This window comes from Pseudomonas sp. CDFA 610, assembly GCF_021147865.1.
Lineage (GTDB): Bacteria > Pseudomonadota > Gammaproteobacteria > Pseudomonadales > Pseudomonadaceae > Aquipseudomonas > Aquipseudomonas alliivorans.
This window is the reverse complement of sequence record NZ_JAGTPM010000011.1, coordinates 187,974-214,822: the sequence shown is the minus strand read 5'-3', so window position 1 is coordinate 214,822 and position 26,849 is coordinate 187,974. Positions and strand designations below refer to the sequence as shown.

Below are 26,849 nucleotides of genomic sequence, written 5' to 3'. Positions count from 1 at the left end.
CGCTCTACCTCAGTTTCAGCGTGGCAAGGCCGATCAGCACGAGAATCACGGTGATAATCCAGAAACGGACAATCACGCGTGGCTCGGGCCAGCCTTTGAGTTCAAAGTGGTGGTGTATGGGCGCCATGCGGAAAACCCGGCGACCGGTCAGTTTGAAAGACGCAACCTGAATGACCACTGAAAGGGTTTCCATCACGAAGATGCCGCCCATGATGAACAGCACGATTTCCTGACGAACGATCACGGCCATTGTGCCCAGCGCAGCGCCCAGCGCCAGCGCGCCGACGTCGCCCATGAAAACCTGGGCCGGATACGTGTTGAACCAGAGGAACCCCAGTCCCGCTCCGATCAGCGCCCCGGAGAACACAATCAGCTCGCCCGCCCCCGGTACGTAAGGGATCAGCAGATATTCGGCAAATTTCACGTTACCGGACAGGTAGCAGAAGATGCCCAGCGCGCCGCCGACCATCACGGTCGGCATGATCGCCAGACCATCCAGGCCGTCGGTCAGATTCACCGCGTTGCTGGACCCGACGATCACGAAATAGGTCAGCACCACGAAACCGATACCCAACGGGATACGGACATCCTTGAGCATCGGTACGATCAAGGTGGTTTCGGTGGCGGACGGTGCGGTCGTATAAAGGAAGATCGCGGCGCAGAGACCAAACACTGATTGCCAGAAGTACTTCCAGCGACTCGGCAAGCCGCGGGAGTTCTTCTCGATCACCTTGCGGTAATCGTCGACCCAGCCAATGGCACCGAACAGGAAGGTGACGAGCAGCACAACCCAGACATAGCGGTTGCTCAAGTCAGCCCACAGCAGAGTGCTGATACCGATGGAAGAAAGAATCAACGCGCCGCCCATGGTGGGGGTGCCCGATTTGGACAGGTGCGACTGCGGACCGTCGTTGCGCACGGACTGGCCGATCTGACGCATCTGCAAGGTGCGAATCATCCACGGCCCCAGGCACAGCGACAGCGTCAGCGCAGTCAGCACGCCAAGGATCCCGCGCAGCGACAGGTACTGAAAGACTGCGAAGCCTTTGTAGAACTGTTGTAAGAACTCGGCCAACAGCAGCAGCATCAATGTTTCTCCAGGCTAGAACCGCACAAAGCAGCCACGACGTTTTCCATCGCAGCGCTACGCGAGCCCTTGATCAATAAAGTGGTGTTTTTATCTTGCTCGGCGCCCAGCGCTTCGATCAGCTCGGCCTGAGTGATGAAATGATGCGCGTGCGGCCCGAAGGCGCTGACTGCGTGCGTCATCAGCGGCCCGACGGCATACAGCGCCGAAACCTTGTCTTTGGCGTAAGCACCCACATCGTGGTGGCCCTGCTCGGCCCATTCGCCCAATTCGCCAATGTCACCCAGCACCAGGACGGTCCGACCCGGAAAACTGGTCAGCAGATCAACGGCGGCGTTCACCGAAGAAGGATTGGCGTTATAGGTGTCGTCGATCACGCGCATGCCATTGCTGGCGATGTGCGGTACAGCACGGCCCTTGACCGGCTGTACGTTATTCAATCCTTCGACAATGCCGTCCAGGCTGACGCCCAGCGCGCAGGCAGCGGCCGCCGCGGCCAATGCATTGGTCACGTTGTGCGTGCCCAGAAGATTCAGTTGTATCTGTGCGGAGCCTGACGGGCTGTGCAGCATGAAGCCCGGGCAGCCGCGCTCGTCGCGATGCAGCTCGCTGGCATGCAGATCCGCGTCGACGTTGCTCAGTGCAAACGTCAGGACCTTGCGATCACCGGCACGTAAGCGCCAGATCGGGAATGCCTTGTCATCGAGATTCAGAACCGCAGTGCCTTTGGCATCGAGGCCTTCAATGATCTCGCCTTTGGCTTCGACAATACGATCGGGGCCGCCGAACTCGCCGACATGGGCCGTGCCCGCATTGGTAAGAATGACGACGTGCGGCTTGGTCAGACTGACGGTGAAAGCGATTTCTCCAACACGCGACGCGCCCAGCTCGATAACTGCAGCAGCGTGCTCGGCGCCCAGTTCCAGCAGGGTCAACGGCACGCCCAACTCATTGTTCAGATTGCCGCGCGTCGCGAGAACGGAGCCGCGTGTACGCAGAATGCTGGCGAGCATTTCCTTGACCGTGGTCTTGCCACTGGAGCCGGTGACGGCAGCCACCGGGCGATCAACAAACGCATTACGGTTCATTGCGCCCAGTTGCGCAAGTGCCTTGCGGGTGTCCAGCACGACCAGTTGCGGCAGGTTCGAACCTGGCACTTCGCTCTCGACCAGAGCACCAACAGCACCCTTGGCATCGACCTGATCGAGGTATTCATGACCGTCGAAGCGCGGCCCGGTCAGCGCGATGAACAACTGCCCCGGCACGATGGCGCGGCTGTCGGTGCTCACACCGTCGAAGCTGCAGTCGCGGCCCGCCAGACGGGCGTTGAGCGGAGCAACCAGTTCGCTGAAGGTCAGTGGCTTAAACATGTGCAGGCTCCCATGCGGCCAGAGCTTTGGCAGCCTCTTCCAGATCGGAGAACGAATGACGCTGGCCGTCGATTTCCTGATAGTCCTCGTGCCCCTTGCCGGCCAGCACGACGACGTCGTCGGCTCTGGCACTGGCAATGAGTTGCGCAATGGCTTGGCCACGGCCGTTAACGAACTTCACGTTATCCACTGCGCTGAAACCGGCACGGATGTCATCGAAAATCTGCAATGGCGCTTCGGTACGAGGGTTATCGTCAGTCACCAGAACACCATCCGCCAGACGCTCGACCACCTCGGCCATCAGCGGGCGCTTGCCGCGATCACGATCGCCGCCACAGCCGAACAGGCAGAGCAATTGGCCCTTGGCGTGCGGGCGCAAGGCTTCGAGGACTTTTTCCAGCGCATCCGGCGTATGAGCGTAATCGACCACCACCAGCGGCTTGTCGGCACCACCCAGACGCTGCATGCGTCCGACAGGGCCTTCGAGTTTTGGCAGTACCTTGAGGATCTCGTCCAGCGCGTAATCCAGGCCGAGCAAGGCGCCAACCGCAGCCAGAACATTGCTCAGGTTGAAGCGGCCTAACAGGCTGCTGCGCAGGAAATGCTCACCTTGCGGGGTAACCAGTGTGGCGCGTACGCCATCGTCATCGAATTTGGCGTCGCGGCAGTAAAGATAGGCCGAGCTGTCCAGCAGGCTGTAGGTAATCAGGCGTGACTCCTGCTTTTCTGCCGCCAGCTCGCGACCGAATTCGTCATCCAGATTGATGACCCGGCAGCGCAGATCAGGCCAGGCAAACAGCTTCGCCTTGGCCGCACCATAGGCTTGCATGGTGCCGTGATAATCCAGATGGTCACGGGACAGATTGGTCAGCACCGCTACATCGAAGGCCAGCGCAGTCGCACGGCCCTGATCCAGACCGTGGGACGACACTTCCATCGCAACAGCACGGGCACCGGCCTTTCTTAGATCGGTGAGCGTGGCCTGAACGGCAATCGGGTCAGGCGTGGTGTGACGTCCGCTTTGCAGCGCGCCATAGAAGCCGGTGCCCAGCGTGCCGACAATGCCGCAATGCTGACCCAGCAGATCGAGCGCCTGGGCAACCAGTTGGGTCACGCTGGTCTTGCCGTTCGTGCCCGTTACGCCGACCAGATTCAGACTGCGGCTCGAATCGCCATAGAAACGGCCGGCGATGGCAGACAGTTGCGCGGCCAGGCCCTTGACCGGAATCAATGGCACATCGGTAATAGGCAACACAGTCGAGCCTTCGGCTTCATAAGCGACAGCGGCTGCGCCACGCTTGAGCGCGTCGGCAATGTGCGCGCGACCATCGACCTTGAGGCCGGGGATGGCCAGAAAAAGATCGCCCGGACGCACGTTACGGCTGTCCAGCGTCAACTCGCGAATCAATGCATCGCGGTCGGTGTGAGCGAAAAGCTTGCTCAGATTAAAGGCCATCAACCACGCCCTCCTTTGACGACTGCCGGGGCAGTGTTGACCTGTTCGGGTGCGAGGTTGTCGGGAGAGACGTTCATCAACCGCAACGTACCGGACATGACCTTGCTGAATACCGGGGCTGAAACCAGACCGCCGTAGTAACCGCCCTTGCTCGGCTCGTCGATCACCACAACGATGGCGTAGCGAGGGTTGCTCATCGGGCCGAATCCGGCGAACAGCGAACGGTAGGAATTCTCGGCGTAACCCTTGGTGCCGATGGACGTCTTGCGCGCCGTACCGCTCTTGCCGCCGACGTGATAGGACGGCACACGAGCGCGGTACACGCCGCGCGGGTCTTCGATCACCTGTTGCAACATGCCTTGCAGTGTCTTCGCGGTCGCTTCCGGAATTGCCTGAACCGCCGTTGGCGCAGCGTCACTTTTCAGAATGGTCAGCGGCACGATGCGGCCGTTGTTGGCCAGCGCGCCATACGCGTGAACCAATTGCAACGCGGTGACCGACAGGCCATAGCCGTAGGACAGCGTGGCCGTTTCAGCCTTGCGCCATTCGCGATAGTTCGGCAGGTTGCCCACACGCTCACCCGGGAAACCCAGGCCGGTGTACTGACCGAAGCCGACGCGCTGCATCGCACGGAAAATCGACTCGCCGCCCACATCGAACGCGACCTTGCTCATGCCGACGTTACTGGAGTTGATCAGGATGCCAGTGAGGTCAAGCACCGGGCCTTCCGTCTTGGTAACGTCACGGATGGTGTATTTACCGATCTGCAGCGTGCCCGGATATACCTCGACCTTGTCGGTCGGTTTCCAGCGGCCACTGTCCAGTGCGGCCGTCATCGAAATCGGCTTCATGGTCGAACCCGGCTCGAACACGTCGATGATCGCCCGGTTACGCATGGCGGCTGGCACCATGGTGCGACGGTTGTTCGGGTTGTAGGTTGGCTGGTTGACCATCGCCAGCACTTCGCCGGTCTTGACGTCCATGATCACCAGACTGCCTGCCTTGGCCTCGTTTTCGACGATGGCATTACGCAGTTCACGGGTAGCCAGATATTGCAGACGCAGATCAATAGACAAAGCCAAGGTCTTGCCGGCCTTGGCGTTCTTGGTGACCTGTACGTCCTTGATCAGTCGGCCTCGCCGGTCCTTGATGACCTGCCGCTTGCCGGGCACCCCCGCAAGCCAGTCGTCATAAGCCAGCTCGACCCCTTCGCGACCATGATCGTCGAGGTCGGTGAAGCCGACCATATGGGCGGTCACATCGCCAGCAGGATAGAAACGACGAAATTCCTCGATGCCATAGACACCGGGGACTTTGAGATCGAGTACCGACTGACCTTGCTCAGGTGTCAGGCCGCGGACCAGATAGATGAATTCCTTGGTGGCCTGGGCATCGAGGCGCTCGGTCAGTGCCTTGAGGTCTTGCCCCATCGCAGCGGCGAGCATTGGCCACTTGGACTTGTCCTGCTGCATTTCGCGCGGGTTGGCCCACAGCGTAGTGACAGGCGTACTGACAGCCAGAGGCTCGCCGTTACGGTCCGTGATCAGACCACGGTGAGCCGGAATGGGGATGTGACGAAGGCTGCGCGCATCGCCCTGTTCCTTCAGGAACGTATGGTCGATGACCTGCAGATCGACGATGCGCCAGCAGATGGCGAGCACCAGACTGACGAGCAATCCTACGACAACTCTGAAACGCCACGGGTAGAGAGCGCCATCCAGCTTCATCATGGCGCCACCATCCGTACTTCTGCCGCATTGGGGATGCGCATTTTCAGCTGCTCGGTCGCCAGCGTCTCGATACGACTGTGAGCGGTCCAGGTGCTCTGCTCAAGAATCAGACGGCCCCACTCGGCCTGCGCCTTGTCACGCACGCTCATCTCCGAATACAGCGAGTTGAGCAATTGACGATTCAAATGCGCGCTATAGGAAACGCCAATCGCCGAAACGAGGACGGCGATGAACAGCAGCAGCATAATAAAGCTGCCGCCGGGCAGGGGTTTCAGGAAAAGACGGCTCACCTGAGCTTCTCCGCTACGCGCATGACAGCGCTGCGCGAGCGTGGATTGGCTTTGGTTTCGGTGTCCGACGCAAATTGGGCCTTGCCGTGAATCCGGATCTTTGGCTCGAACGCCTTGTACTGGATCGGCAGGTTGCGCGGCATATTGTCGGCTTCGCCCTTGGCGAGCTTGCGCATGAACAGTTTGACGATGCGGTCTTCCAGGGAGTGAAAGCTGATGACCACCAGACGGCCGCCGATTTCCAGTGCGTCCAGCGCAGCCTCGAGACCCGCCTCAAGATCGCCCAGTTCGTTGTTGACGTGGATACGCAGCCCCTGAAAGGCACGCGTCGCAGGATTCTTGCCTTTTTCCCAGGCCGGGTTGGCAACCTTGAGGACTTCCGCGAGGTCAGCAGTGCGCTCGAAAGGCTGGACTTCACGGCGCTGCACGACGGCGTTGGCCATACGCTTGGCGAAGCGTTCTTCACCGTATTCCTTGAAGACCCGGGCGATTTCCTCGGCAGGTGCCGTGGCGATGAATTCGGCCGCACTGATACCACGCGTCGGATCCATACGCATGTCCAGCGGACCGTCATTCATGAAACTGAAGCCGCGCTCAGGGTCATCAAGCTGCGGAGAGGACACACCCAGGTCCAGCAGGATGCCGCTCACTTTGCCCGCAAGGCCCCGTTCTTGAGCTTCGGATCCCAATTCGGCAAAGCTGCGCTGCACAATGACAAAGCGGCCGTCTTCGGCCGCTAGCGTTTGCCCTGTGGCAATCGCTTGAGGATCCTTGTCGAACCCGAGCAGCCTGCCGTCCGGTCCGAGATGGCTGAGTATCAGTCGACTGTGCCCGCCACGACCGAACGTTCCGTCCATATAGCAGCCATCCGCGCGCAACGCGAGAGCCTCCACGGCTTCTTCGAGCAGTACGGTGATGTGGGTAAAGCCGCTATTCATAGTCACAGGATCAGGTCACGTAATTCATCAGGCATCGCGCCAGGTTGTTGAATGGCAGCAAGGTCCGCATCAGCAAGTGCGTTCCAGGCGTCCTCGTCCCACAGTTGAAACTTGTTGAGTTGCCCCACGAGCATTACGCGCTTATCCAACTTGGCATATTCGCGAAGACGCGGCGGGACCAGAAAACGTCCGCTGCCATCCAGCTCCAGATCGACTGCATTACCAATCAAAAGCCGCTGCAAACGGCGGTTTTCTTCACGAAACGTTGCCAGCTCACGAAGTTTGGCTTCAATCAGTTCCCACTCGGAAAGCGGATAAAGACACAAGCAGGGGTCAACAGCGTCTATGGTCACGATCAACTGGCCGGCACTACGCGAATCCAACTCGTCGCGATACCGGCTCGGCATAGCGAGACGGCCTTTGGCATCGAGATTGATCGCGTTGGCACCACGGAACACAGGCGCATTCTCCAAATATTAGCTTTTTGCGCTCAAAAAACCCACTTCGTGCCACTTTCTGCCACTTGCGCACACTATAGGAATGCGCCTGCCACACCGTCAAGGCACGCTCTCAAGGAAAAGCCTTACATTTCGCAGATTTAGGAGTGGTATTGGAGGGTTTGAGCTAATTTACGGAGGGTTCTGACAGACGAATCCCACTCAACTCAATCCGCTAGGGCTTGAAGTTAAAGTGATTTGTGAGGTTTAAGATTTTTTTGGTATTAAGAGTGGCTTTTGCTGATGAAAAGCAGAGGGGATAAAAAGGTGGAGAGTCGATCTGTAAGCCGGGTTCTGTCGAGGACAGTCATTCCTCTACGACGGCCATCACTGGACGTCTTTAGCAACCTACCCGGTTCCAGCGCGGGCCACGCCTAGGAACCCTATTTGGTCTTGCTCCGAGTGGGGTTTACCTTGCCACGAACTGTTGCCAGACGTGCGGTGCGCTCTTACCGCACCTTTTCACCCTTACCGGCACCGAAGTGCTTAGGCGGTTATTTTCTGTGGCACTTTCCGTAGGCTCGCGCCTCCCAGGCGTTACCTGGCACTCCGCCCTATGGAGCCCGGACTTTCCTCCCCCCCTTGTTGCGGAACAACAAGAGGCAGCGACTGTCCAATCGACTCTCCGCTGACAAGGTTAGCGGCACATGCCATCCAGAACAAGCTTTAAAAGCTTGAGTAGTTTGTGTGAGCTATTGAAAAGCCGGCATTTCTCACTTTTTCTGTTTGTCCAGCGCAACCTGATAAAGCAGATTCTTGCGTACCCCGGTGATCTCCGCAGCCAGCGCAGCGGCGCGCTTGAGCGGCATTTCCTCGAGCAGCAGATCCAGAATCCTGCGCGCCTCTGCGCCGATCACATCCTCGTCTTCAGGCGGCGTCCAGCCTGCGACCAGCACAACACACTCACCGCGCTGCTGATTGCTGTCCGCCTCGACGAAGGCGCGCAATTCACCCAGTGGCAGCCCCTTCAGGGTTTCAAACGTTTTGGTTATTTCACGCGCCAGCAAGGCTGATCGACCGGCGCCGAACACCCGCTCCATGTCCTGCAGGCATTCCAGAATGCGATGCGGCGCCTCATAAAAGATCAGCGTACGCGGTTCTTCCTTTACCTGTTCAAGCCTGGCCTTGCGTCCGACCGCCTTGGCCGGCAGAAACCCCTCGAAGATAAAGCGATCCGACGGCAACCCCGCTGCGGACAGCGCAGCGATCAAGGCGCAAGCCCCCGGCACTGGCACGACAGGAACACCCGCAGCACGCGCCTGACGCACAAGGTGGTAGCCAGGGTCGGAAATCAAAGGCGTGCCCGCATCGGAAATCAGCGCGACATCATCCCCGGCCAGCAATCGAGTGATAAACCGGCTACCCTCATCCCGCTCGTTATGCTCATGGCAGGCGGCCAGCGGGGTGGATATGCCGAAGTGTTGCATCAAACGCGACGAGTGACGGGTATCCTCTGCCGCTATAAGCGCAACCTCACGCAGAACCTTTAGCGCACGCACGCTCATGTCATCCAGATTGCCGATAGGTGTAGCCACCACATAAAGCGAGCCAAGGGTGGAATTCGAAGCAACCGGGACAGTCAAAGCGCAGACCTCATGTTTATCAAGCAGGGCGTCATAAACGACGCATTGTACAGGCAACGACCCTGATCAGCGTTTTACGCATCAGCGAAGCCTATAAAAAAGGAGTAAGGACACATGATCTTTGTTCAAAGCCGCATGAATACGCATACCCCGGTAACAGGGATTGCTGGATAGAACACTCTGTCACAATCAATATCACGCCTTCGAAGTCGCGCCCTGGCCAGTGCTTGGGTACAATTCGCCGTTAATTCGCTTGAGTATCAGGAACACATCAATGATCGCCTGCCTGCGGCTGTTCTCTGCCCTCTGCCTCGCTGCCCTTCTTGCAGCCTGTGCCAGCTCGCCCTCGTCCAGCCTTGGCGAGCTTCCTCGTACTCCTGATGCCAGCATCGAGCAACTGCTCGATCAGGCTGCGGCTGCCAAAACACCTGAACAGGCCGCAACACTGCGCCTGAGCGCTGCCGACCTGGCCAACCGCCAGAATGATGCGGGGCGCGCCGCGCAGATTCTTGCCCAAGTGCAGATGGATCAACTCAAACCAGGCCTGCAGGTATTCGCCAGCACGCTGTCCGCCGAACTGGCGATGGGCCGCAACCAGCCCAAGGCCGCTCTGACCGCCCTGAACCACCCGAGCATGCAACGCCTGGGTGAGCTCTCGGTCGAGCAGCAGGTGCGCACCCATATGGTCAAGGCCCGCGCCCTGGAAGCTGACGGTCAGGTCCTGCCCGCTGCCAATGAGCGTGTCTTTGCAAGTCCGTTGCTGAAAGATGCCGAAGCCGCCGCCAACAATGATGCGATCTGGAAACTGGTTTCCTCACTGCCTGCCGAACAACTGCAAGCCAACGCGACCGGCGACATGGGTGGCTGGCTGAGCCTTGCGCGCTCGGTTAAAGGTGCTGGCACACTGGAACAGCAGCAGGCCGCCATCGACACCTGGAAAGCACAGAACCCACAACATCCTGCCGCTCTGCAATTGCCAACGACACTCGCCCAACTGCGCGCCCTGACCAGCGAACCGCTGACCAAAATCGCATTGCTGCTGCCGCAGGATGGTCAACTGGCTTCCGTTGCAAAAGCACTGCGTGAAGGCTTCATGGCCGCGCACTATCAGGCTCAGCAGGCAGGCCAGAATCCTCCGGCCATCCAGGTCTTCGACAGCTCGCGCCTGACGTCGATGGATGAGTTCTATCGTCAGGCTCAGGCGGCGGGCGTTCAGTTGGTGGTCGGTCCGCTGGAAAAGAATCTGGTCAAGCAATTGAACAGCCGTGAGCAACTGCCTATCACCACGCTGGCGCTCAATTACAGCGATGCAGGTAACGAAGGCCCTCCCCAGCTGTTCCAGTTCGGCCTGGCGGCAGAGGACGAAGCACGCGAAGTTGCACGTCGCGCCTGGGCGGACGGCAAGCGCAGCGCAGTTGCCATGGTGCCTAAAGGCGAATGGGGCGACCGCGTTCTGGATGCTTTCCGCAAGAGCTGGCAAGCCAAGGGCGGCACCCTGATCGCCGCTGAACACGTTGACCAGCCGGTCGAACTGGCCCAGCAGGTTGCTGACCTGTTCCAGCTGCGCAAGAGCGAAGGTCGTGCCCAGCGCCTGCAAAGCACGGTAGGCACTGACGTCGCAGCGCAACCGAGCCGCCGCCAGGACATCGACTTCATGTTCCTGGCCGCCACACCGCAACAGGCCCAACAGATCAAGCCGACCATGGTGTTCCAGTACGCAGGCGACGTTCCGGTCTATGCCACCTCGCACCTGTTTACCAACAGCAATGATCACGCCCAGTACATGGACCTGAACGGCGTCCGCTTTTGCGAAACACCGTGGTTGCTCGACGCCAACGACCCTTTGCGCCAGCAGGTGACCGCTCAGTGGCCACAGGCATCCGGCAGCCTGGGTCGCCTGTACGCGATGGGCATCGACGCCTATCGCCTGGCTCCACGCCTGGGTCAGCTCAAGACCATGCCTGACAGCCGCATTGACGGTCTGTCCGGCAGCCTGAGCATGAGCCCTGGCCGCCGGGTCGAGCGCCAACTGCCTTGGGCAGAGTTCGTGGACGGCAAGATCCAGCGCCTGCCGGACACTGCACCTTGATTGCAGGCAACACCCGTCAACAGGCAGGGCGCGAGGCCGAAGCCTACGCCCTGCAGCATTTGCAAGAGCAGGGTTTACGCCTCATTGCCCAAAACTGGTTATGCAAACGGGGCGAGCTTGATCTAGTCATGCTCGACGGCGATACAGTAGTATTCGTCGAAGTTCGCTACCGCCGCCATTCCGGCTGGGGTGGCGCGGTGGAAAGTGTCGATCTTCGCAAACAGTCGAAGCTCGTCACCGCTGCACAGTTCTTCCTGCAACAAGAGTCAGGCTGGGCACGCTATCCTTGTCGTTTCGACGTAATCGCGGTTGAAGGAGCACCAGGCGACTCGACTCCCTTGAACTGGATCAAGAGCGCCTTCGACAGCTGACAGACACGCAGCGCAGTCATGACCGGCAAGAAGCCATTACCATTACCGATTTCGCTATTGCTTTGCGGGCTGCACACCGGCAAACCGGGCAGCCGCCGTACGCTCTAATTAAGGTCACATTGATGGACATGCAATCCCGAATTCGCCGGCTGTTTCAAGCCAGCATTGATACCAAACAACAGGCGATGGAAGTCCTTGCACCCTTTATCGAGCAAGCCAGCCAGGTCATGGTCAATGCCTTGCTCAACGAAGGCAAAATGCTTTCGTGTGGCAATGGTGGTTCGGCAGGCGATGCGCAGCATTTTTCTTCCGAACTGCTCAACCGGTTCGAACGTGAACGCCCCAGCCTGCCAGCCATCGCACTGACGACCGACAGTTCGACCATCACCTCGATTGCCAACGATTACAGCTACAACGAGATCTTCTCCAAGCAGATCCGCGCACTGGGTCAGCCAGGCGATGTACTGCTGGCGATCTCCACCAGCGGCAACTCTGCAAATATTATTCAGGCCATCCAGGCCGCACATGATCGCGAAATGATTGTCGTAGCTTTGACGGGACGCGACGGTGGCGGAATGGCTTCGCTGCTGCTGCCGGAAGATGTGGAAATTCGCGTGCCGGCGACCGTTACGGCGCGCATACAAGAAGTCCATCTGCTGGCGATTCATTGCTTATGCGATCTGATCGACAGCCAACTGTTCGGGAGTGAAGAATGACCCCTAATCGTCTTAGCCTACTGGTTCTGACACTGTGCCTGAGCGTGACCGGATGCAGCTCGGTCATTACCGCAAGTCGCGACAAGCCGATCGAGGATGATCGAGGCACACGCACTTTTGGCAGCAAGATCGACGACTCACTGATCGAAACCAAGGCGGCGGTAAATATCTCCAAGGCCAACCCTGACCTGGCCGAAGGCTCGCACATCGTCGTCACCAGTTTCAACGGCATCGTGCTGCTGGCCGGCCAGGTTCCACGTGCAGATCTCAAGGCCATCGCCGAACAGGCTGCAAGCTCCGTACAACGCGTCAAGAAGGTCAACAACGAGCTGCAGGTCATGGCGCCCTCCTCACTGCTGGCCCGCAACAACGACGCCTGGCTGACCACGAAAGTCAAAAGCCAGATGATCGCTGATGCGTCCATTCCCGGCTCACGCATCAAGGTCGTGACCGAGAACGGCATCGTGTTTCTGCTGGGCTTGGTAACGCAGGATGAAGCCAACCGCGCCACCAATCTGGTGCAGGGCGTGTCCGGCGTGCAGAAAATCGTCAAACTGTTCGAGTACATCGACTGACAGCCAGACGGCAGACATGAAAAAGGCGATCCTTGCGGATCGCCTTTTTTTATTTCACCACTTTAAGGCTCGGCCTGCCCGTTGGGCGAGGCGGCTCGCTGTCTGGCGGCGTATCGTCGCCGTCATCCAGCTCGATCTCTTCATCTTCCTCGAGGGAAGGCTCCAGATCGAAAACCATCCCCTGACCGTTCTCGCGGGCATAGATGCCCAGAATCGCACCGACAGGGACATAAAGGGTATGGGGCACACCGCCGAAGCGGCCTTCAAAACTGACGGCTTCGTTATCCATGTGCAGATGACGCACTGCACTTGGCGAAACATTCAGGACAATCTGTCCGTCATTGGCAAACCCTTGAGGGACCTGCACGGACGGGTACTCCGCATTGACCAGCATATGCGGGGTGCAATCGTTATCAACGATCCACTCATAAAGAGCACGAACCAGATAAGGGCGACTGGAGTTCATCAACGGCTCCTTAAGCCTTAGCGCATTTCACGTTCGGCGGCAGACAGACTTGCCTGAAAAGCCTCACGCGCAAATTGGCGCTCCATGTAATCAAGCAGCGGCTTGGCAGGCCGCGGCAATTCAATACCCAGAATCGGCAGACGCCAGAGTATGGGCAGTAGACAGCAATCGACAAGACTTTGCTCGTCACTCAGGAAAAAAGCCTTATCCGCAAACAATGGAGAAACCCCTGTCAGGCTCTCGCGCAATTCCTTACGCGCCTGCACACGTGCCGGCTCCTTGCTACGCGGATCAAGGATCAGATCCACCAGCCCGCACCAGTCACGCTGGATCCGATGGATCAGCAGACGGCTGTTGGCACGCGCCACCGGATAGACCGGCAACAGCGGCGGATGAGGATAGCGCTCGTCCAGGTATTCCATCACCACTGTGGACTCGTACAACGCCAGATCGCGATCGACCAGGGTTGGCACGCTGCCATAGGGGTTCACTTCAATCAGCTGTGGCGGATGACGCCCGGCCACAACATCAATGATTTCAGCGCTGACACTTTTCTCGGCGAGCACAATGCGCACACGATGTGAATAGTGGTCGGCGGGGTCGGAGTAACAGGCCAACCGGTTGGTCACGCCCATGGTGATCCTCCTCGCTTGTTGAAATTTATCGGACAGGTTGCAAAACCTGCCCACAGAAAGCCTTCGATAAGAGCGCAACAGGGCAGGTGCTCACTGCGGGCGACACGATAGCTCATTTACGCACGTTAAATTCTGTAATCTTGCTCAGCTACACTGTTCCACCGCGTATTTGATTCACATTGCGACCGCGATGACGCATTCAGGCAAAGCTGGCATAACACTCGCTCAATGAACATCTTTCCAGTATTCACGTTTGAGCAGGTAAACGAAGACCAGCAGGAAGGCCAGATACAGCAGCACATAAGTGCCGATACGCTGATGCCGAAGCTTGACGGGGTTGGCTGAATAGTCGAGAAAGGTCACCAGATTCCTGATTTTTTCATCGAACTGAGCAGGCGTCAGACTTCCGGAACCCGGAATGATCGTCAGCTGATCACAAGCCTCATGAGTCAAAGGCGCGCCGCTCAACGGATCATATTGTTTTTTGCCACCCTCCTCGGTCTGTACCTGCTTGCAGCCGATCACCTGACGTCCCTGCAGCCCCACCAGCACATTCGGCATGCCGACATCAGGGAAAACCTTGTTGTTGACACCCCAGGGCCGCGCCGGATCCTCATAGAACGAACGCAGGTAACCATAGAGCCAGTCGGTACCCCGAACACGCGCCACCAGTGTCAGATCGGGCGGTGCAGTGCCAAACCAGTCCTTCGCATCTGCCGGCTGCATACCGGCCTGCATGTGATCGCCGATTTTGGCACCAGTGAATACCAGCTTTTCCAGCATCACCTCATGAGGAATACCCAAATCGTCGGCGACACGCTCATACCGCTGATACTTGGCGCCATGACAGCCCATGCAGTAATTGACGAAGGTACGCGCCCCATCCTGCAAGGCAGCCCGATCGGATACATCGATATCGACATGCTCAAGCGGCGCGCCACCCTGCGCCGCGAACACCAGTACCGGCAGCGCCGTGAAGATCAACACAGCCAGAAGTTTTCTCATGACCCCGTCACTCTCTCCGGAACCGGCCGTGCGCGCTCCAGCCGGGTGTAGAACGGCATCAACAGGAAGTAGGCGAAGTACAGACAGGCACATATCCGCGCCACCACTGTCCCGCCCGGCGTAGGCGGCTGAACCCCCAGATAACCGAGCGTGACGAACGACACGCAAAACAGGATCAGCGCCAACCGGCTGATCCAGCCCTTGTAGCGCATGGACCTGACCGGACTGCGATCGAGCCACGGCAGCACGAACAGCACCGCAATGGCTGAACCCATCGCCATGACGCCCATCAGCTTGTCAGGCACGGCGCGCAGAATGGCGTAGAACGGCGTGAAGTACCATACAGGCGCAATGTGCTCCGGAGTCTTGAACGCGTTTGCCGCCTCGAAATTGGGTTTCTCCAGAAAGTAGCCGCCCATTTCCGGAAAAAAGAACACCACCGTACAAAAGACGAACAGAAACACCACCACGCCGACCAGATCTTTCAGCGTGAAATACGGATGAAAGGCGATACCGTCCAGAGGCTTGCCGTTTTCATCCTTGTGTTGCTTGATGTCGATGCCATCCGGGTTGTTGGAGCCCACTTCATGCAGCGCAAGGATGTGCAGCACGACCAGCCCCAGAATCACGAGGGGCAGCGCCACGACATGCAGCGCGAAGAAGCGGTTGAGGGTAATGCCAGACACCAGATAGTCGCCACGGATCCACTGCGTCAGGTCTTCGCCTATCACAGGAATCGCACCGAACAATGAAATGATCACCTGAGCCCCCCAATAGGACATCTGCCCCCAAGGCAGCAGATAGCCCATGAACGCTTCAGCCATCAGACTCAGGTAGATCAGCATGCCGAAGATCCAGACCAGCTCTCGCGGCTTCTGATAAGACCCGTAAAGCAGGCCGCGAAACATATGCATGTACACGACGATGAAGAAGGCCGAAGCACCTGTCGAGTGCAGCAGCCGCAAGATGGCTCCGTACTCGACGTCGCGCATGATGTATTCGATCGAGGCAAACGCGCCTTCTGCCGTAGGCGTGTAGCTCATGGTCAGCCAGATACCGGTCAGTATCTGATTGACCAGCACGAGCAGCGCCAGCGAGCCGAAGAAATACAGAAAATTGAAGTTGCGTGGTACGTAATATTTGCTGAGATGGTCTTCCCACATTCGTGTGGCGGGGAAGCGCGCATCGATCCAGTCCACCAGCCTGCCCATTACACACCCTCCTGATCGACGCCAATGACGATGACCGTGTCCGACTCATAAGAATACGGGGGGACAGGCAGATTCAGGGGCGCCGGTTGAGACTTGTATACCCGACCGGCCAGGTCGTAGTGAGAGCCATGGCACGGACAGAAATAGCCGCCCACCCAGTCCTTGCCAAGGTCGGCAGGGGCCACTTCAGGACGGAATGTCGGTGAGCACCCCAGATGAGTGCAGATGCCCACCAGCAAGACGATATCCGGCCTTATCGAGCGCAGCGCCGGATCGACATAGCGTGGCTGGACTGACGCCCTGGACTCGGGGTCCGATAACAGCCCGGTCAACTTGCCCAGATTGTCCAGCATTTCAGGACCGCGCCGGAGAATGAACACGGGCTGGCCCCGCCATTCGGCGACCATCTGCTGACCCGGCTCTATCTTGCTGATGTTGACCTTGACCGGCGCGCCTGCTGCACGAGCCCTGGCGCTCGGAGACCATGAGCCCACAAACGGAATCGCAGCCCCCACGGCCCCGGCCGCGCCCACCACGGACGTGGCAGCCACGAGAAAGCGACGCCGGCCCGCATTCACGCCGTCATTGCTCATTCAACCTTCTCCCATCAGCGATCCGGCCTGTCGAACGCAGGCGTCTGTCTGATAACAATTTAGCTGTTATAAACGCTGCCGGAGGGCAAAAACACCCTTCGGCAGACGACCGCCTCAAAAGCACGGCACGCTGTAAATCAGACGTTACAGCCCGAGACATTCCCCGCAAAACATCCAACAGATAAAAACCGGGCCATAAAAAAACGCCCAACTCGTAAACGAGGTGGGCGTTCTTTTTGAACGAAGAACGAATTAACGCTTCGAGTACTGCGGACGCTTACGCGCTTTACGCAGACCGACTTTCTTACGTTCAACTTCACGAGCATCGCGAGTCACGAAGCCTGCTTTACGCAGCGCGCCACGCAGGGTTTCGTCGTACTGCATCAGAGCGCGAGTGATACCGTGGCGGATTGCGCCAGCCTGACCACTTACACCGCCACCGATAACGGTGACGTAGATGTCGAACTTTTCAACGGTCTCGGTCAGTTCCAGCGGCTGACGAACTACCATGCGGGCAGTTTCGCGACCGAAGAACGATTCCAGAGTGCGGTTGTTGATCGAGATGTTACCAGTACCCGGACGCAGGAAAACGCGTGCGGTTGCGGTCTTGCGACGGCCAGTGCCGTAATTTTGAGTCGCCGACATAATGAACTATTCCGTTAAAACTTCAGTTCTTGGGGCTGCTGAGCAGTATGAGGGTGTACAGCGCCCGCATAGACTTTCAGCTTACGATACATGTCGCGACCCAGCGGGTTCTTAGGCAGCATGCCTTTGACCGCGGTCTCGATCACGCGCTCAGGAGCTTTGTCGATCAGCTTTTCGAAGTTGATCGACTTGATCCCGCCCGGAAAACCGGAGTGTGAGTAGTAGATCTTGTCGGTAGTCTTGGCACCGGTAACGCGGATCTGCTCGGCATTGATCACGACGATGTAGTCGCCGGTATCAACGTGCGGAGTATATTCCGGCTTGTGCTTGCCACGCAGACGGCTCGCGATTTCGGTGGCCAGACGACCCAGGGTCTGACCAGCAGCGTCGACGACGAACCAGTCGCGCTTAACTGTTTCCGGTTTAGCAGTAAAAGTTTTCATTCTTTATAGCCTCAGGGGCCGCCCTGAAAATGAGACGGCGGATCTTACTGAATAGTGCGTACTTTGACAAGTCAAAGGCAGCCGGAAACAGACGCTATCGGGGGCTCGGGTCAGCGCGTCCGTTATACGGCAAGATTCTTCGGCAGACGGCGCATCACTTCCACTGCAAAGAGCTGGCGGATTATACAGGCTGAAAAAATAACCTCAACCGCTTTTTCGTTCACGTTCTGTTTATTGCTCCGGACCGCTGCGATGAAGGATATTTGGCACCTGTAATCCAGCCTTCGGAAGGTACGCAGACCCTGGGCGTTCTGCGACCTGACTGGACACGCCCGAGAAAAAATAAGACGATCCAGCCGTTGATTGACCATTTACCCATATAAGAATAAAGACTATGCCAACCCAATACTCCACGCCCCTGCGGCGTGTCAGCATTCTGGCCACCGACAAGGTGTTTGCCTCGACCCTGATGCAGGCCAAGGACTTCTTCCACCTGGCAAGCCTCAGGTACAGCAGACAACTGGGACACGGCCTGGTCCCGGCCTTCGAAATACGTCTGGTCAGCCCTGACGGACAACCCGTCGACAGCTTCAGCGATGTCACGCTCCCGGTGGACGGCAATCTTTGCCAGAGCGACATCATCGTGATCCCGGCCTTCTGGGACGATTTCGATACGCTCTGCCAGCGCTACCCTCAAATCCTGCCCTGGCTGCGCGAGCAGCATGCCCAGGGCGCGGTATTGTGTGCAGAGGCCACCGGCGTGTTCTGGCTCGCCGAGGCCGGACTGCTCGACGGCAAGGAAGCGACCACCTACTGGCGCTTCTTCAATCAGTTCGCCGAACGCTACCCGAACGTGCTGCTCAATCAGGAAAAACACCTGACCGACGCCGACAACCTGTATTGCGCAGGCGGCACCACCTCCGCCTGCGATCTGTACATCTATCTGATCGAGCGCTTCTGCGGCGCGAACGTCGCGCAAGCCGTCGCTCGCGACATTCTTTATGAAGTACGGCGTACCTATTCGCCAGGAAGAATAGGTTTCGGCGGTCAGAAGCTGCATCAGGACGTCATCATCCTGCAGATCCAGCATTGGCTGGAGGAACATTTTGCTGACAAATTCCGCTTTGAAGATGTGGCAAGGGAACACGGCATGAGCATTCGCAACTTCATGCGCCGCTTCCAGACTGCGACCGGTGACAAGCCTTTGCATTACCTGCAACGCCTGCGCATCGAAACGGCCAAAGGCCTGTTGTCCGGCTCACGCAAAAGCATCAAGACCATCAGTTACGAGGTCGGTTACGACGACGCCAGCTTCTTCGCGCGCTTGTTTCGCCAGCACACCGAACTGTCACCGAATCAGTATCGCCAGCAGTTTCAGCAGGCAGCCTGACGGCTCAACACTCCATCATGCAAAAACGAAAAAGGCCTGCAATGCAGGCCTTTCCGTATCCGAACGCAAACCGTCAAGGCTTGTGCGCACGTGACAGAAACTCGTGGGACTGCATTTCCAGCAAACGGCTCAGCGTGCGCTGGAATTCGAACATCAGTCGACCGCCGGTGTACAAATCCTTCAGCTCCACTTCGGCAGAGATGATCAGCTTGACGTTGCGATCGTAGAATTCATCGACCATGTTTATGAAGCGACGGGCGATGTCGTCCTTCGAGACGTCCATCTGCTCGACACCACTGAGCAGCACGGCGTGGAAAATCTTGCCCAGCTCGATGTAGTCGTTCTGGCTGCGCGGGCCGTCGCACAGCTCGCGAAAATCGAACCAGGCCACGTCGTCACAGGTGCGCAAGGCGCGAATCTCACGATTCTCGATCACCAGAACGTCGTTCTCGATGGTTTCTGCGCATTCCGGCGTCAGCGCCTTGAAGCTTTTACGCATGCTGTCCTGCGCCGCTTCATTGAGCGGGAAGTGGAACAGCTCGGCCTGCTCCAGGTGACGCAGACGATAATCGACGCCACTGTCGACGTTGACGATGTCGGTATTCTGCTTGATCAGCGCGATGGCCGGCAGGAAGCGTGCGCGTTGCAGGCCATCCTTGTACAACCCATCAGGAACGATGTTGGATGTGGCGACCAGCGTCACGCCGTTTTTGAACAACTCTTCCATCAAGGTGCCAAGGATCATCGCATCAGTGATGTCGGACACGAAAAATTCGTCGAAGCAGATCACTCGCGCTTCATCGGAAAAACGCTTGGCGATAATCGTCAGCGGGTTTTTCTCGCCCTTGAGGGTCTTCATCTCTTCGTGCACGCGCTTCATGAAGCGGTGGAAGTGAGTACGGACCTTGTCCTTGAACGGCAGTGCGTCGAAGAAGGTATCGACCAGATAGGTCTTGCCGCGCCCTACTCCGCCCCAGAAATAAAGGCCTTTGACCAAGGCAGGCTCTTTCTTGCCAAACAGCTTGCCGAACAGGCCGGGCTTGCTGTCATGAGAGGCGACCAGATCGTCGTACAGGCGCTGCAAATGACGCACAGCATTCTCCTGCGCGGCATCGTGGAAAAAGTCCGGGCGCTTCAGATCAGCTTGATATCGTTCTAGGGGCGTCATATTCGTTAGCAAGGCAACAAAAACGGGCCGTCACTGTAACGACGACCCCGAGGAATGGCAATCAGTCCTGTTGAGGAGCAAGTGCCGACTTGAGTGTCTGGATCGCGTTGTCGCGAGCAGCAGCATCGGCAAATACCGGACTGTCTGCCACGCAGGCGCCATCCAGCCAGAGCGTGAAACGATCAGCTTCGGTGCGCAGATCGAGCGCAGCGCCCTGCTGCAACTGCTTGCTCACCGCACCCGCCGCCTTGCCATCGGCAAAATTGCGCGACAACAGCAACTGCTCACCATCGGCCGCCAGCAGACGGAAACGGAAGCTGCCATCGTCTTCACGGAAACTGACGAATCGCGCGCCCTTGGCAGCTTTCTTCTTGCCGGTATCGGCACCCTGCACCACAGTACGGAACGAGCGCAGGCCGACGGCTTCACGCAGCTCACCCAGGAACGGCGTAGCAACGCGACGAGCCTTCTCGGCCCCTGTCAGCAGAATGTCTTCCAGATCAGCAGGACGCTCGATCAGGCCCAGATACTTCTCACGCTTCTCTGCCAGCTCAGCGTCCAGCAAGGTAAATAGACGATTCTTCGCCTCTCCCCAGCCAAGACCGTCCAGCAACTCGACACGGAACGCCGCGCATTGTTCGGGCGTGGAGAAGGCCTGATACAGCGTGAACAGATGGGAATTGTCCGGATCTTTCGCTTCGCCCGGCGCGCGCGAGTCGGTAACGATGCGCGAAATCGCATCTTTCATCTCTTTGGCGCTGCTGAACAGCGGGATGGTGTTGTCGTAGCTCTTGGACATCTTGCGACCGTCCAGACCCGGCAGGGTCGCCACGCTCTCTTCGATCAGCGCTTCGGGCATGACAAAGAACTCCTTGCCCTTGCCGAACAGGTGATTGAAGCGCTGGCCAATATCACGTGCCATCTCGACGTGCTGAATCTGATCGCGACCCACCGGAACCTGATGCGCGTTGAACATCAGAATGTCCGCGGCCATCAGCACCGGATAGCTGTACAAGCCCATGGTGATGCCGGAATCCGGGTCTTCACCACTTTCGACGTTCTTGTCCACCGACGCCTTGTAGGCATGCGCACGGTTGAGCAACCCCTTGGCGGCCACACAGGTCAGCAGCCAGGTCAGCTCAGGAATTTCCGGAATGTCGGACTGGCGGTAGAAAGTCACTCGGTCGACATCCAGACCCGCAGCCAGCCAGGTCGCTGCGATTTCCAGACGCGAGCGCTGAATGCGCAGCGGGTCATCGCACTTGATCAGCGCGTGGTAATCGGCCAGAAAATAGAACGAATCGAAGCCGCTCTGACGGCTGGCGACGATGGCCGGGCGAATTGCGCCCGCGTAGTTGCCCAGATGGGGGGTGCCGGTGGTCGTGATACCGGTCAGGATACGAGTGGTCATGGCAGGTCGCTTATCTATGGGCTGCAATCAATTGGAGAGACGCGGCAGGATCAATTCTTTGAGATCGGTCAGCTTGCCGTGAAAAAAGTGTCCGCATTCTGCCACTTTCAGCAGCTCATGGGGACGCTGCAGCGCAGCCGACCAGGCATAGACCGTTTCCGGGTCGATGACTTCGTCGGTTTCGGGTTGAATCACTGTCAACGGGCAGTTTTGCGGCAGCACGCTTTGATCCTGCAGGCGCGAAGCGGCGGCAGCGACCAGAAACACATGCTTGAGCGTTTCACCCTGGGCTTCGAGCCGGCCGCCCAGATTCGCTGCTACGTATCCGCCAAAGGAAAACCCGAAGAGGGTCATGGGCAGGTCAGGGTGTTTTTCACGCAGCCATCTGGCGGCAGCCTGTGCGTCGTCTATCTCGCCAGGCCCTGCGACCGACGTTCCGGCGCTGGCACCGACGCCGCGATAATTGAAACGCAGCGTGATCAGACCTTCGTCCCGCGCAGTACGCTGCAACGTGGAGACGACTTTATTGAGCATCGTTCCACTCTGGATCGGGTTAGGATGGCAGATCAGTGCGACGCCTCTGGCATCGGGTACGTCCTGATACAGTGCTTCGATCTGGCCCTCGGGGCCATCGATGAATAGGGGGGTTTCGCGCATGAGCAAAAAAGAACTCCGTGACCTCGAAATGGGTCGACTCGTCTAGCTGATTGTCTGTGGCTTGCATATCAACGACACGTCGCGGGTATACAGCGCAGGTTCGAGCCGTTAACGTAAAGCAAAGCCGTTTATAGAGGAAGGACTCGTGGAACACTCGCTCTTAGTCTGGTTGCTGCCGACTCTCGCCCTGGTTGCCGGTGTCGTCATTGGTTTCCTGGTCGCACGTCTGCTGCCCAACACCGTTCCGAACAGCACCCAGCGCCAGCTGGATGACATTCAGGAGCGTTTCGATACCTATCAGAACGAGGTGGTCACTCACTTCAACAGTACGGCTAACCTGGTCCAGAAGCTTTCGCAAAGCTATCACGACGTACAGGAGCATCTCGCCGAGGGCGCCAATCGTCTGGCCCTTGACGAACTGACCCGCCAACGGCTGCTGGCCGCTCTGCACCCGGAGGCCAACCACGCTCCCCGCGACCGCCTGACACCGCCACGCGACACCGAAGCCCCGAAGGATTACGCGCCAAAATCGCCTAACACCCCGGGCATGCTGGACGAGCATTACGGTTTGAAGAAGTAAGTCTTCGGACGGCACTACCAACAGCCCGCCATTTATCGCAAATGGCGGGCTTTTTTGATTATGGCAATCGCCGCTAAGGAAAAGTCCTACAACTTTCAAAGAAGCTGGCAACTGTATTATTTCCGTGCACGTCCCATACGATCTCCAGAAAAAGGGAGAGCGTATGAAAACCATCAAAATACTGGCGACATGCCTATTGCTGGCAGGCTGCGTTCCGGGCGACTGCACGAAGGACTGTTACATTTTAAGAAACATCGATCTTGAACTTAGTTACAAGTGTGAAATAGACCCCTATAGATACGACTGCCCGGTAAGACGCTAGCAAAATCAGCCAAACCTCCATACATAAACCTCGTGCTCAGGGTGCAGTCCATTAACATTTATAAGTTTCAGCTTTTTCAACCTTCCAGGTACAAACCCAAAACGAGCCCACAAAAGATCACCTGCTCGATCATCATAAATGACCACATCCCCATCGTCCTGAACAGACATGTGGCTGCGGTACCAGTAGGACGTGTCCTTGGCGTGAGTGCTTTCAGCAATCCATAGCGTTGCCCGCGCCGGATCGTAGAGAAAGCAACTGTTGCTGACTACGACCCATGGCGCCCCCATAAGTCTGCGCGAGAGCGTATTGCTGTAGGGCTGATTACCATCTGCCACCCAGAAAACAGCGCCGTTATCTTTAATAACCAGACTACCGCCAGCTTGCAAATCCAACTTAAAACGCCCATTGAGCGACTGCAGAAACTGACCAGACCTCATTATTTGATCGGGAGGCAAAACAGCGCCCCCGCTACCGGCAAAGGAACCGTAGTTAATACTTATTTTTTCACCCTCATACAGATTAATAGAGGGTTTATATAAGCACCTTCACGGCGGAATAAATACAATAAACAAGTAACACAGCGCCCAAGCAACTACCCTGCACACTCGTCGAGAAAAAACTGCACATGGCCCAAATCCGGACAACACAAACAAAAAACCCGCCATCATCGGCGGGTTTTCTGTAACAGGCTGAGAATCAGATCGCGCCGCGGCTGCGCAACACGTCCAGCACCAGCTTCACGCCTTCGTCCACTGTCAGCGTCTGGGTATCGATCACCAGATCGGCGTCCAGCGGCACGTCGTACGGGAAGGACTCGCCCGGGATGTTATCGCCATCGGCAGCGTACAGGCCCTGAGGGTCACGCTCGCGGCAAATGGCAGGCGATGCCTGGACATAGACCGTCACGAGGCGATCCTTGCCGATCAGCGCTTTCACGCGCTCACGGCCTTCGGCATCCGGTGCCACGAAGGCAGCCAGGGTCAACAGACCGGCTTCGTTGAACTGACGCGCCACATGAGCGGCACGGCTCCAGTTCTCGGTACGACCGGCACGGTTCTGCGGCAGGCCTTTGTTCAGGTCGTGGCGCAGGTTCTGCCCATCCAGCACGTATACGGCGCGGCCCATGTCGAACAGCTTGCGCTCGACCGCGTAGGCCAGCGTGCTCTTGCCCGCGCCCGACAGGCCGCTGAACAGCACGGTGGCGGGCTGCTGACCGAAGCGCTGGGCGCGCTCCTGAGTGGTCACGTGCGCCGACTCGCCATGATGCGTCGAACCACCGGCATTGACCGGCTTGGCGATGATCATGCCCGCCGCCACAGTGCCGTTGGTCAAACGGTCAATGACAATGAACGCACCAGTGGTGCGGTTGCTGTCGTAACCGTCCAGCGCGATAGGCGCATCGAGGCTGATCTTGACGCGGCCGATCTCGTTCAACTGCAACGAACTGGCAGGGCCTTCGACCAGCGTATTTACGTCAACCCGATGGGTGATGCTGGCGATCGAACCCGGCACGTAGCTGGTAGCGCGCTTGATGTCGTATTTCTTGCCCGGCAGCATCGGCTCTTCTGCCATCCAGACCAGCATGGCGTCAAACGCGTCGCTGACCTGCGGAACGTTGTCGGCATGCACCAACAGGTCGCCACGGGAGATGTCGATCTCGTCTTCCATGGTCAAGGTTACGGCCTGACCAGGGCCCGCCTGCTCCAGCTCGCCTTCGAAGGTGACGATGGACTTCACGCGGCTGCTCTTGCCCGACGGCAACACGACGATCTCATCGCCCTTGTGCACGATGCCGCTCGCCAGCGTACCGGCAAAGCCACGGAAATTGAGGTTGGGACGATTGACGTACTGCACCGGAAAACGCAAGTCGGTGTAGTTGCGGTCACTGGCGATCTCGACCGTTTCCAGAATCTCCATCAGCGACTGACCGGTGTACCACGGCGAACGCTCGCTGCGGTTGACCACGTTGTCACCCTTGAGCGCCGACATTGGCACGAACGCCATTGTGGTCGGTTTGAAGGCAATGCCTTCGGCAAACTTAAGGTAATCGGCCTTGATCGACTCGAACACGCTCTCATCGAAGCCGTTGAGGTCCATCTTGTTGATGGCGACCACGATGTGCTTGATGCCCAGCAGGGACGCGATGTAGCTGTGGCGACGGGTCTGGGTCTGCACGCCATAACGCGCGTCAACCAGAATGATCGCCAGGTCGCAGGTCGATGCACCGGTGGCCATGTTGCGGGTGTACTGCTCGTGACCAGGAGTGTCGGCAATGATGAACTTGCGCTTGGCCGTGGAGAAATAACGGTAGGCGACATCGATAGTGATGCCCTGCTCCCGCTCGGCCTGCAGGCCATCCACCAGCAATGCCAGGTCGACGTCGTCGCCTGTGGTACCGGACTTCTTGGAATCGCGCGTGATGGCTTCCAGATGGTCTTCGTAGATCATCTTGGAGTCGTGCAACAGACGGCCGATCAGCGTGCTCTTGCCGTCGTCGACGTTGCCACAAGTGAGGAAGCGCAGCATTTCCTTGCGTTCGTGCTGGCCCAGATAAGCGAGGATGTCCTCGCTGATCAAATCAGATTGATGCGACATATGACACCCCCTTAGAAATAACCCTGACGTTTCTTTTCTTCCATTGAGCCGGCACCATCGTGGTCGATGACACGGCCCTGACGTTCGGAAGTTCGCGTCAGCAGCATTTCCTGAATGATGTCAGTCAGGCTGGTGGCTTCGGACTCGACAGCACCGGTCAACGGGTAGCAGCCAAGTGTACGGAAACGCACCTTCTTCTTGACGATGCGCGCCTTTTCCTCGTCGGTCAGATGCTCGAGGATACGATCGTCGTCGATCATGATCAGCGTGCCGTTCTTCTCGATCACGTCACGCTCGGCCGCGAAGTACAGCGGCACAATCGGGATACCTTCCAGGTAGATGTACTGCCAGATGTCCAGCTCGGTCCAGTTCGACAGCGGGAACACACGGATCGACTCGCCCTTGTTGACGTTGCCGTTGTACACGTTCCACAGCTCGGGACGCTGGTTCTTCGGGTCCCAGCGGTGCTTGCTGTCACGGAAGGAGTAGACGCGCTCTTTGGCACGTGACTTTTCTTCGTCACGGCGTGCGCCACCGAACGCTGCATCAAAACCATGCTTGTCCAGCGCCTGCTTGAGGCCCTCGGTTTTCATGATATCGGTGTGCTTGGCACTGCCGTGCGTGAACGGGTTGATGCCTTGCGCCACACCATCGGGGTTGATGTGGGTGATCAGGTCCAGGCCCATTTCCTCGACCATCTGGTCGCGGAAGCGATACATTTCCTGGAATTTCCAGCGGGTGTCGACATGCATGACCGGAAACGGCAGCTTGCCCGGAAAGAAAGCCTTGCGCGCCAAGTGCAGCATCACGGCCGAATCCTTGCCGATCGAGTACAGCATCACCGGGTTATCGAACTCGGCGGCGACCTCGCGGATGATGTGGATGCTTTCCGCCTCCAGCTGTTTCAGATGCGTCAGTTTATCAACCATGGTTACTCACGGATTGCGTTCGTTGGACCGGGAAAACCCGGGGCGGCCTGCGGGCCGTATTCGAGCCGCGCACTTTATCATGCGTGATATCGCT

General features: G+C 58.0%; 27 protein-coding genes and 1 other RNA gene. 6 read left to right on the top strand and 22 right to left on the bottom strand.

Going from position 1 to position 26,849, the window contains the following annotated elements; all coding sequences use genetic code 11:
• Nucleotides 1-4 precede the first annotated feature (4 nt).
• The 9 genes from mraY to rsmI form a co-directional block, all read right to left on the bottom strand.
• Nucleotides 5-1,087 carry a phospho-N-acetylmuramoyl-pentapeptide-transferase gene (gene mraY, locus KDX39_RS21240; RefSeq protein WP_025996294.1) on the bottom strand — a complete coding sequence of 361 codons (1,083 nt, stop codon included), beginning with the start codon at nucleotides 1,085-1,087 and terminating at the stop codon, nucleotides 5-7.
• Nucleotides 1,087-2,457, bottom strand: a complete 1,371-nt coding sequence (locus KDX39_RS21235; RefSeq protein WP_231661700.1) for a UDP-N-acetylmuramoyl-tripeptide--D-alanyl-D-alanine ligase — start codon at nucleotides 2,455-2,457, stop codon at nucleotides 1,087-1,089. Before KDX39_RS21235 ends, mraY begins: the two co-directional genes overlap by 1 nt.
• On the bottom strand, nucleotides 2,450-3,913 hold the full coding sequence (locus KDX39_RS21230) for a UDP-N-acetylmuramoyl-L-alanyl-D-glutamate--2,6-diaminopimelate ligase (RefSeq protein ID WP_231661699.1): 1,464 nt from the start codon (nucleotides 3,911-3,913) through the stop codon (nucleotides 2,450-2,452). The genes KDX39_RS21235 and KDX39_RS21230 overlap by 8 nt, the downstream gene beginning before the upstream one ends.
• A complete protein-coding gene (locus KDX39_RS21225; RefSeq protein ID WP_162864191.1) occupies nucleotides 3,913-5,640 on the bottom strand; it encodes a peptidoglycan D,D-transpeptidase FtsI family protein in 1,728 nt (575 codons plus the stop codon). Before KDX39_RS21225 ends, KDX39_RS21230 begins: the two co-directional genes overlap by 1 nt.
• A complete protein-coding gene (ftsL, locus tag KDX39_RS21220; protein ID WP_083182598.1) occupies nucleotides 5,640-5,933 on the bottom strand; it encodes a cell division protein FtsL in 294 nt (97 codons plus the stop codon). Before ftsL ends, KDX39_RS21225 begins: the two co-directional genes overlap by 1 nt.
• A complete protein-coding gene (rsmH, locus tag KDX39_RS21215; protein ID WP_231661729.1) occupies nucleotides 5,930-6,871 on the bottom strand; it encodes a 16S rRNA (cytosine(1402)-N(4))-methyltransferase RsmH in 942 nt (313 codons plus the stop codon). Before rsmH ends, ftsL begins: the two co-directional genes overlap by 4 nt.
• A gap of 2 nt (nucleotides 6,872-6,873) precedes the next feature.
• Entirely contained in the window at nucleotides 6,874-7,329 is a 456-nt protein-coding gene (mraZ, locus tag KDX39_RS21210) for a division/cell wall cluster transcriptional repressor MraZ (RefSeq protein WP_004881513.1), read from the bottom strand.
• Between the two features lie 306 nt (nucleotides 7,330-7,635).
• Nucleotides 7,636-7,993: RNase P RNA component class A (gene rnpB, locus KDX39_RS21205), an RNA gene on the bottom strand.
• Between the two features lie 88 nt (nucleotides 7,994-8,081).
• Nucleotides 8,082-8,951 (bottom strand): 16S rRNA (cytidine(1402)-2'-O)-methyltransferase, encoded by an 870-nt coding sequence (rsmI, locus tag KDX39_RS21200; protein ID WP_269439954.1) that lies wholly within the window; start codon nucleotides 8,949-8,951, stop codon nucleotides 8,082-8,084.
• A gap of 274 nt (nucleotides 8,952-9,225) precedes the next feature.
• Here rsmI and KDX39_RS21195 point away from each other — a divergent pair, with 274 nt between their 5' ends.
• From KDX39_RS21195 to KDX39_RS21180, 4 genes are all read left to right on the top strand, one after another.
• Nucleotides 9,226-11,040 (top strand): penicillin-binding protein activator, encoded by a 1,815-nt coding sequence (locus KDX39_RS21195; protein WP_231661698.1) that lies wholly within the window; start codon nucleotides 9,226-9,228, stop codon nucleotides 11,038-11,040.
• Nucleotides 11,040-11,411 carry a YraN family protein gene (locus KDX39_RS21190; RefSeq protein ID WP_442964575.1) on the top strand — a complete coding sequence of 124 codons (372 nt, stop codon included), beginning with the start codon at nucleotides 11,040-11,042 and terminating at the stop codon, nucleotides 11,409-11,411. Before KDX39_RS21195 ends, KDX39_RS21190 begins: the two co-directional genes overlap by 1 nt.
• A gap of 122 nt (nucleotides 11,412-11,533) precedes the next feature.
• Nucleotides 11,534-12,127, top strand: a complete 594-nt coding sequence (locus KDX39_RS21185; protein WP_025996304.1) for a phosphoheptose isomerase — start codon at nucleotides 11,534-11,536, stop codon at nucleotides 12,125-12,127.
• Nucleotides 12,124-12,702, top strand: a complete 579-nt coding sequence (locus KDX39_RS21180; RefSeq protein WP_004881518.1) for a BON domain-containing protein — start codon at nucleotides 12,124-12,126, stop codon at nucleotides 12,700-12,702. The genes KDX39_RS21185 and KDX39_RS21180 overlap by 4 nt, the downstream gene beginning before the upstream one ends.
• A 49-nt stretch (nucleotides 12,703-12,751) precedes the next feature.
• On the opposite strand, the gene KDX39_RS21175 is transcribed toward KDX39_RS21180, so the two are convergent.
• The 7 genes from KDX39_RS21175 to rplM form a co-directional block, all read right to left on the bottom strand.
• Nucleotides 12,752-13,168, bottom strand: a complete 417-nt coding sequence (locus tag KDX39_RS21175) for a ClpXP protease specificity-enhancing factor (protein ID WP_025996305.1) — start codon at nucleotides 13,166-13,168, stop codon at nucleotides 12,752-12,754.
• A gap of 17 nt (nucleotides 13,169-13,185) precedes the next feature.
• Entirely contained in the window at nucleotides 13,186-13,803 is a 618-nt protein-coding gene (locus KDX39_RS21170) for a glutathione S-transferase N-terminal domain-containing protein (RefSeq protein ID WP_099226311.1), read from the bottom strand.
• 225 nt (nucleotides 13,804-14,028) lie between these two features.
• The gene (locus tag KDX39_RS21165) at nucleotides 14,029-14,808 is read right to left on the bottom strand and encodes a cytochrome c1 (protein ID WP_231661695.1); all 780 of its coding nucleotides are present in this window, start codon (nucleotides 14,806-14,808) and stop codon (nucleotides 14,029-14,031) included.
• Nucleotides 14,805-16,019 (bottom strand): cytochrome b, encoded by a 1,215-nt coding sequence (locus KDX39_RS21160; protein WP_231661694.1) that lies wholly within the window; start codon nucleotides 16,017-16,019, stop codon nucleotides 14,805-14,807. Before KDX39_RS21160 ends, KDX39_RS21165 begins: the two co-directional genes overlap by 4 nt.
• Nucleotides 16,019-16,612 carry a ubiquinol-cytochrome c reductase iron-sulfur subunit gene (gene petA / locus KDX39_RS21155; RefSeq protein ID WP_184321194.1) on the bottom strand — a complete coding sequence of 198 codons (594 nt, stop codon included), beginning with the start codon at nucleotides 16,610-16,612 and terminating at the stop codon, nucleotides 16,019-16,021. The genes KDX39_RS21160 and petA overlap by 1 nt, the downstream gene beginning before the upstream one ends.
• A gap of 252 nt (nucleotides 16,613-16,864) precedes the next feature.
• Nucleotides 16,865-17,257, bottom strand: coding sequence for a 30S ribosomal protein S9 (gene rpsI, locus KDX39_RS21150; protein WP_004881524.1), 393 nt, complete (start codon nucleotides 17,255-17,257; stop codon nucleotides 16,865-16,867).
• A gap of 14 nt (nucleotides 17,258-17,271) precedes the next feature.
• Nucleotides 17,272-17,700: a 50S ribosomal protein L13 gene (rplM, locus tag KDX39_RS21145; RefSeq protein WP_004881525.1), complete on the bottom strand. Its 429-nt coding sequence runs from the start codon at nucleotides 17,698-17,700 to the stop codon at nucleotides 17,272-17,274.
• Nucleotides 17,701-18,193: 493 nt separating this feature from the next.
• Here rplM and KDX39_RS21140 point away from each other — a divergent pair, with 493 nt between their 5' ends.
• Nucleotides 18,194-19,090 (top strand): GlxA family transcriptional regulator, encoded by an 897-nt coding sequence (locus tag KDX39_RS21140; protein WP_231661727.1) that lies wholly within the window; start codon nucleotides 18,194-18,196, stop codon nucleotides 19,088-19,090.
• 73 nt (nucleotides 19,091-19,163) lie between these two features.
• Here KDX39_RS21140 and zapE read toward each other — a convergent pair whose 3' ends face one another.
• From zapE to KDX39_RS21125, 3 genes are all read right to left on the bottom strand, one after another.
• Nucleotides 19,164-20,258 carry a cell division protein ZapE gene (gene zapE / locus KDX39_RS21135; protein WP_099226316.1) on the bottom strand — a complete coding sequence of 365 codons (1,095 nt, stop codon included), beginning with the start codon at nucleotides 20,256-20,258 and terminating at the stop codon, nucleotides 19,164-19,166.
• Nucleotides 20,259-20,319: 61 nt separating this feature from the next.
• The gene (locus tag KDX39_RS21130; RefSeq protein ID WP_231661693.1) at nucleotides 20,320-21,669 is read right to left on the bottom strand and encodes a tryptophan--tRNA ligase; all 1,350 of its coding nucleotides are present in this window, start codon (nucleotides 21,667-21,669) and stop codon (nucleotides 20,320-20,322) included.
• A gap of 27 nt (nucleotides 21,670-21,696) precedes the next feature.
• Nucleotides 21,697-22,326, bottom strand: a complete 630-nt coding sequence (locus KDX39_RS21125; RefSeq protein WP_231661692.1) for an alpha/beta hydrolase — start codon at nucleotides 22,324-22,326, stop codon at nucleotides 21,697-21,699.
• 145 nt (nucleotides 22,327-22,471) lie between these two features.
• On the opposite strand from KDX39_RS21125, the gene KDX39_RS21120 reads away from it, so the two are divergent.
• Nucleotides 22,472-22,906, top strand: a complete 435-nt coding sequence (locus tag KDX39_RS21120; RefSeq protein WP_231661691.1) for a YhcB family protein — start codon at nucleotides 22,472-22,474, stop codon at nucleotides 22,904-22,906.
• Between the two features lie 327 nt (nucleotides 22,907-23,233).
• Here KDX39_RS21120 and KDX39_RS21115 read toward each other — a convergent pair whose 3' ends face one another.
• The 3 genes from KDX39_RS21115 to cysD form a co-directional block, all read right to left on the bottom strand.
• On the bottom strand, nucleotides 23,234-23,668 hold the full coding sequence (locus KDX39_RS21115; protein ID WP_231661690.1) for a hypothetical protein: 435 nt from the start codon (nucleotides 23,666-23,668) through the stop codon (nucleotides 23,234-23,236).
• Between the two features lie 259 nt (nucleotides 23,669-23,927).
• Complete coding sequence (gene cysN, locus KDX39_RS21110; protein ID WP_210071012.1) at nucleotides 23,928-25,826, bottom strand: sulfate adenylyltransferase subunit CysN; 1,899 nt, start codon at nucleotides 25,824-25,826, stop codon at nucleotides 23,928-23,930.
• An 11-nt stretch (nucleotides 25,827-25,837) separates the two neighbouring features.
• Nucleotides 25,838-26,755 (bottom strand): sulfate adenylyltransferase subunit CysD, encoded by a 918-nt coding sequence (gene cysD, locus KDX39_RS21105; RefSeq protein ID WP_024687156.1) that lies wholly within the window; start codon nucleotides 26,753-26,755, stop codon nucleotides 25,838-25,840.
• Between the last annotated feature and the right edge of the window lie 94 nt (nucleotides 26,756-26,849).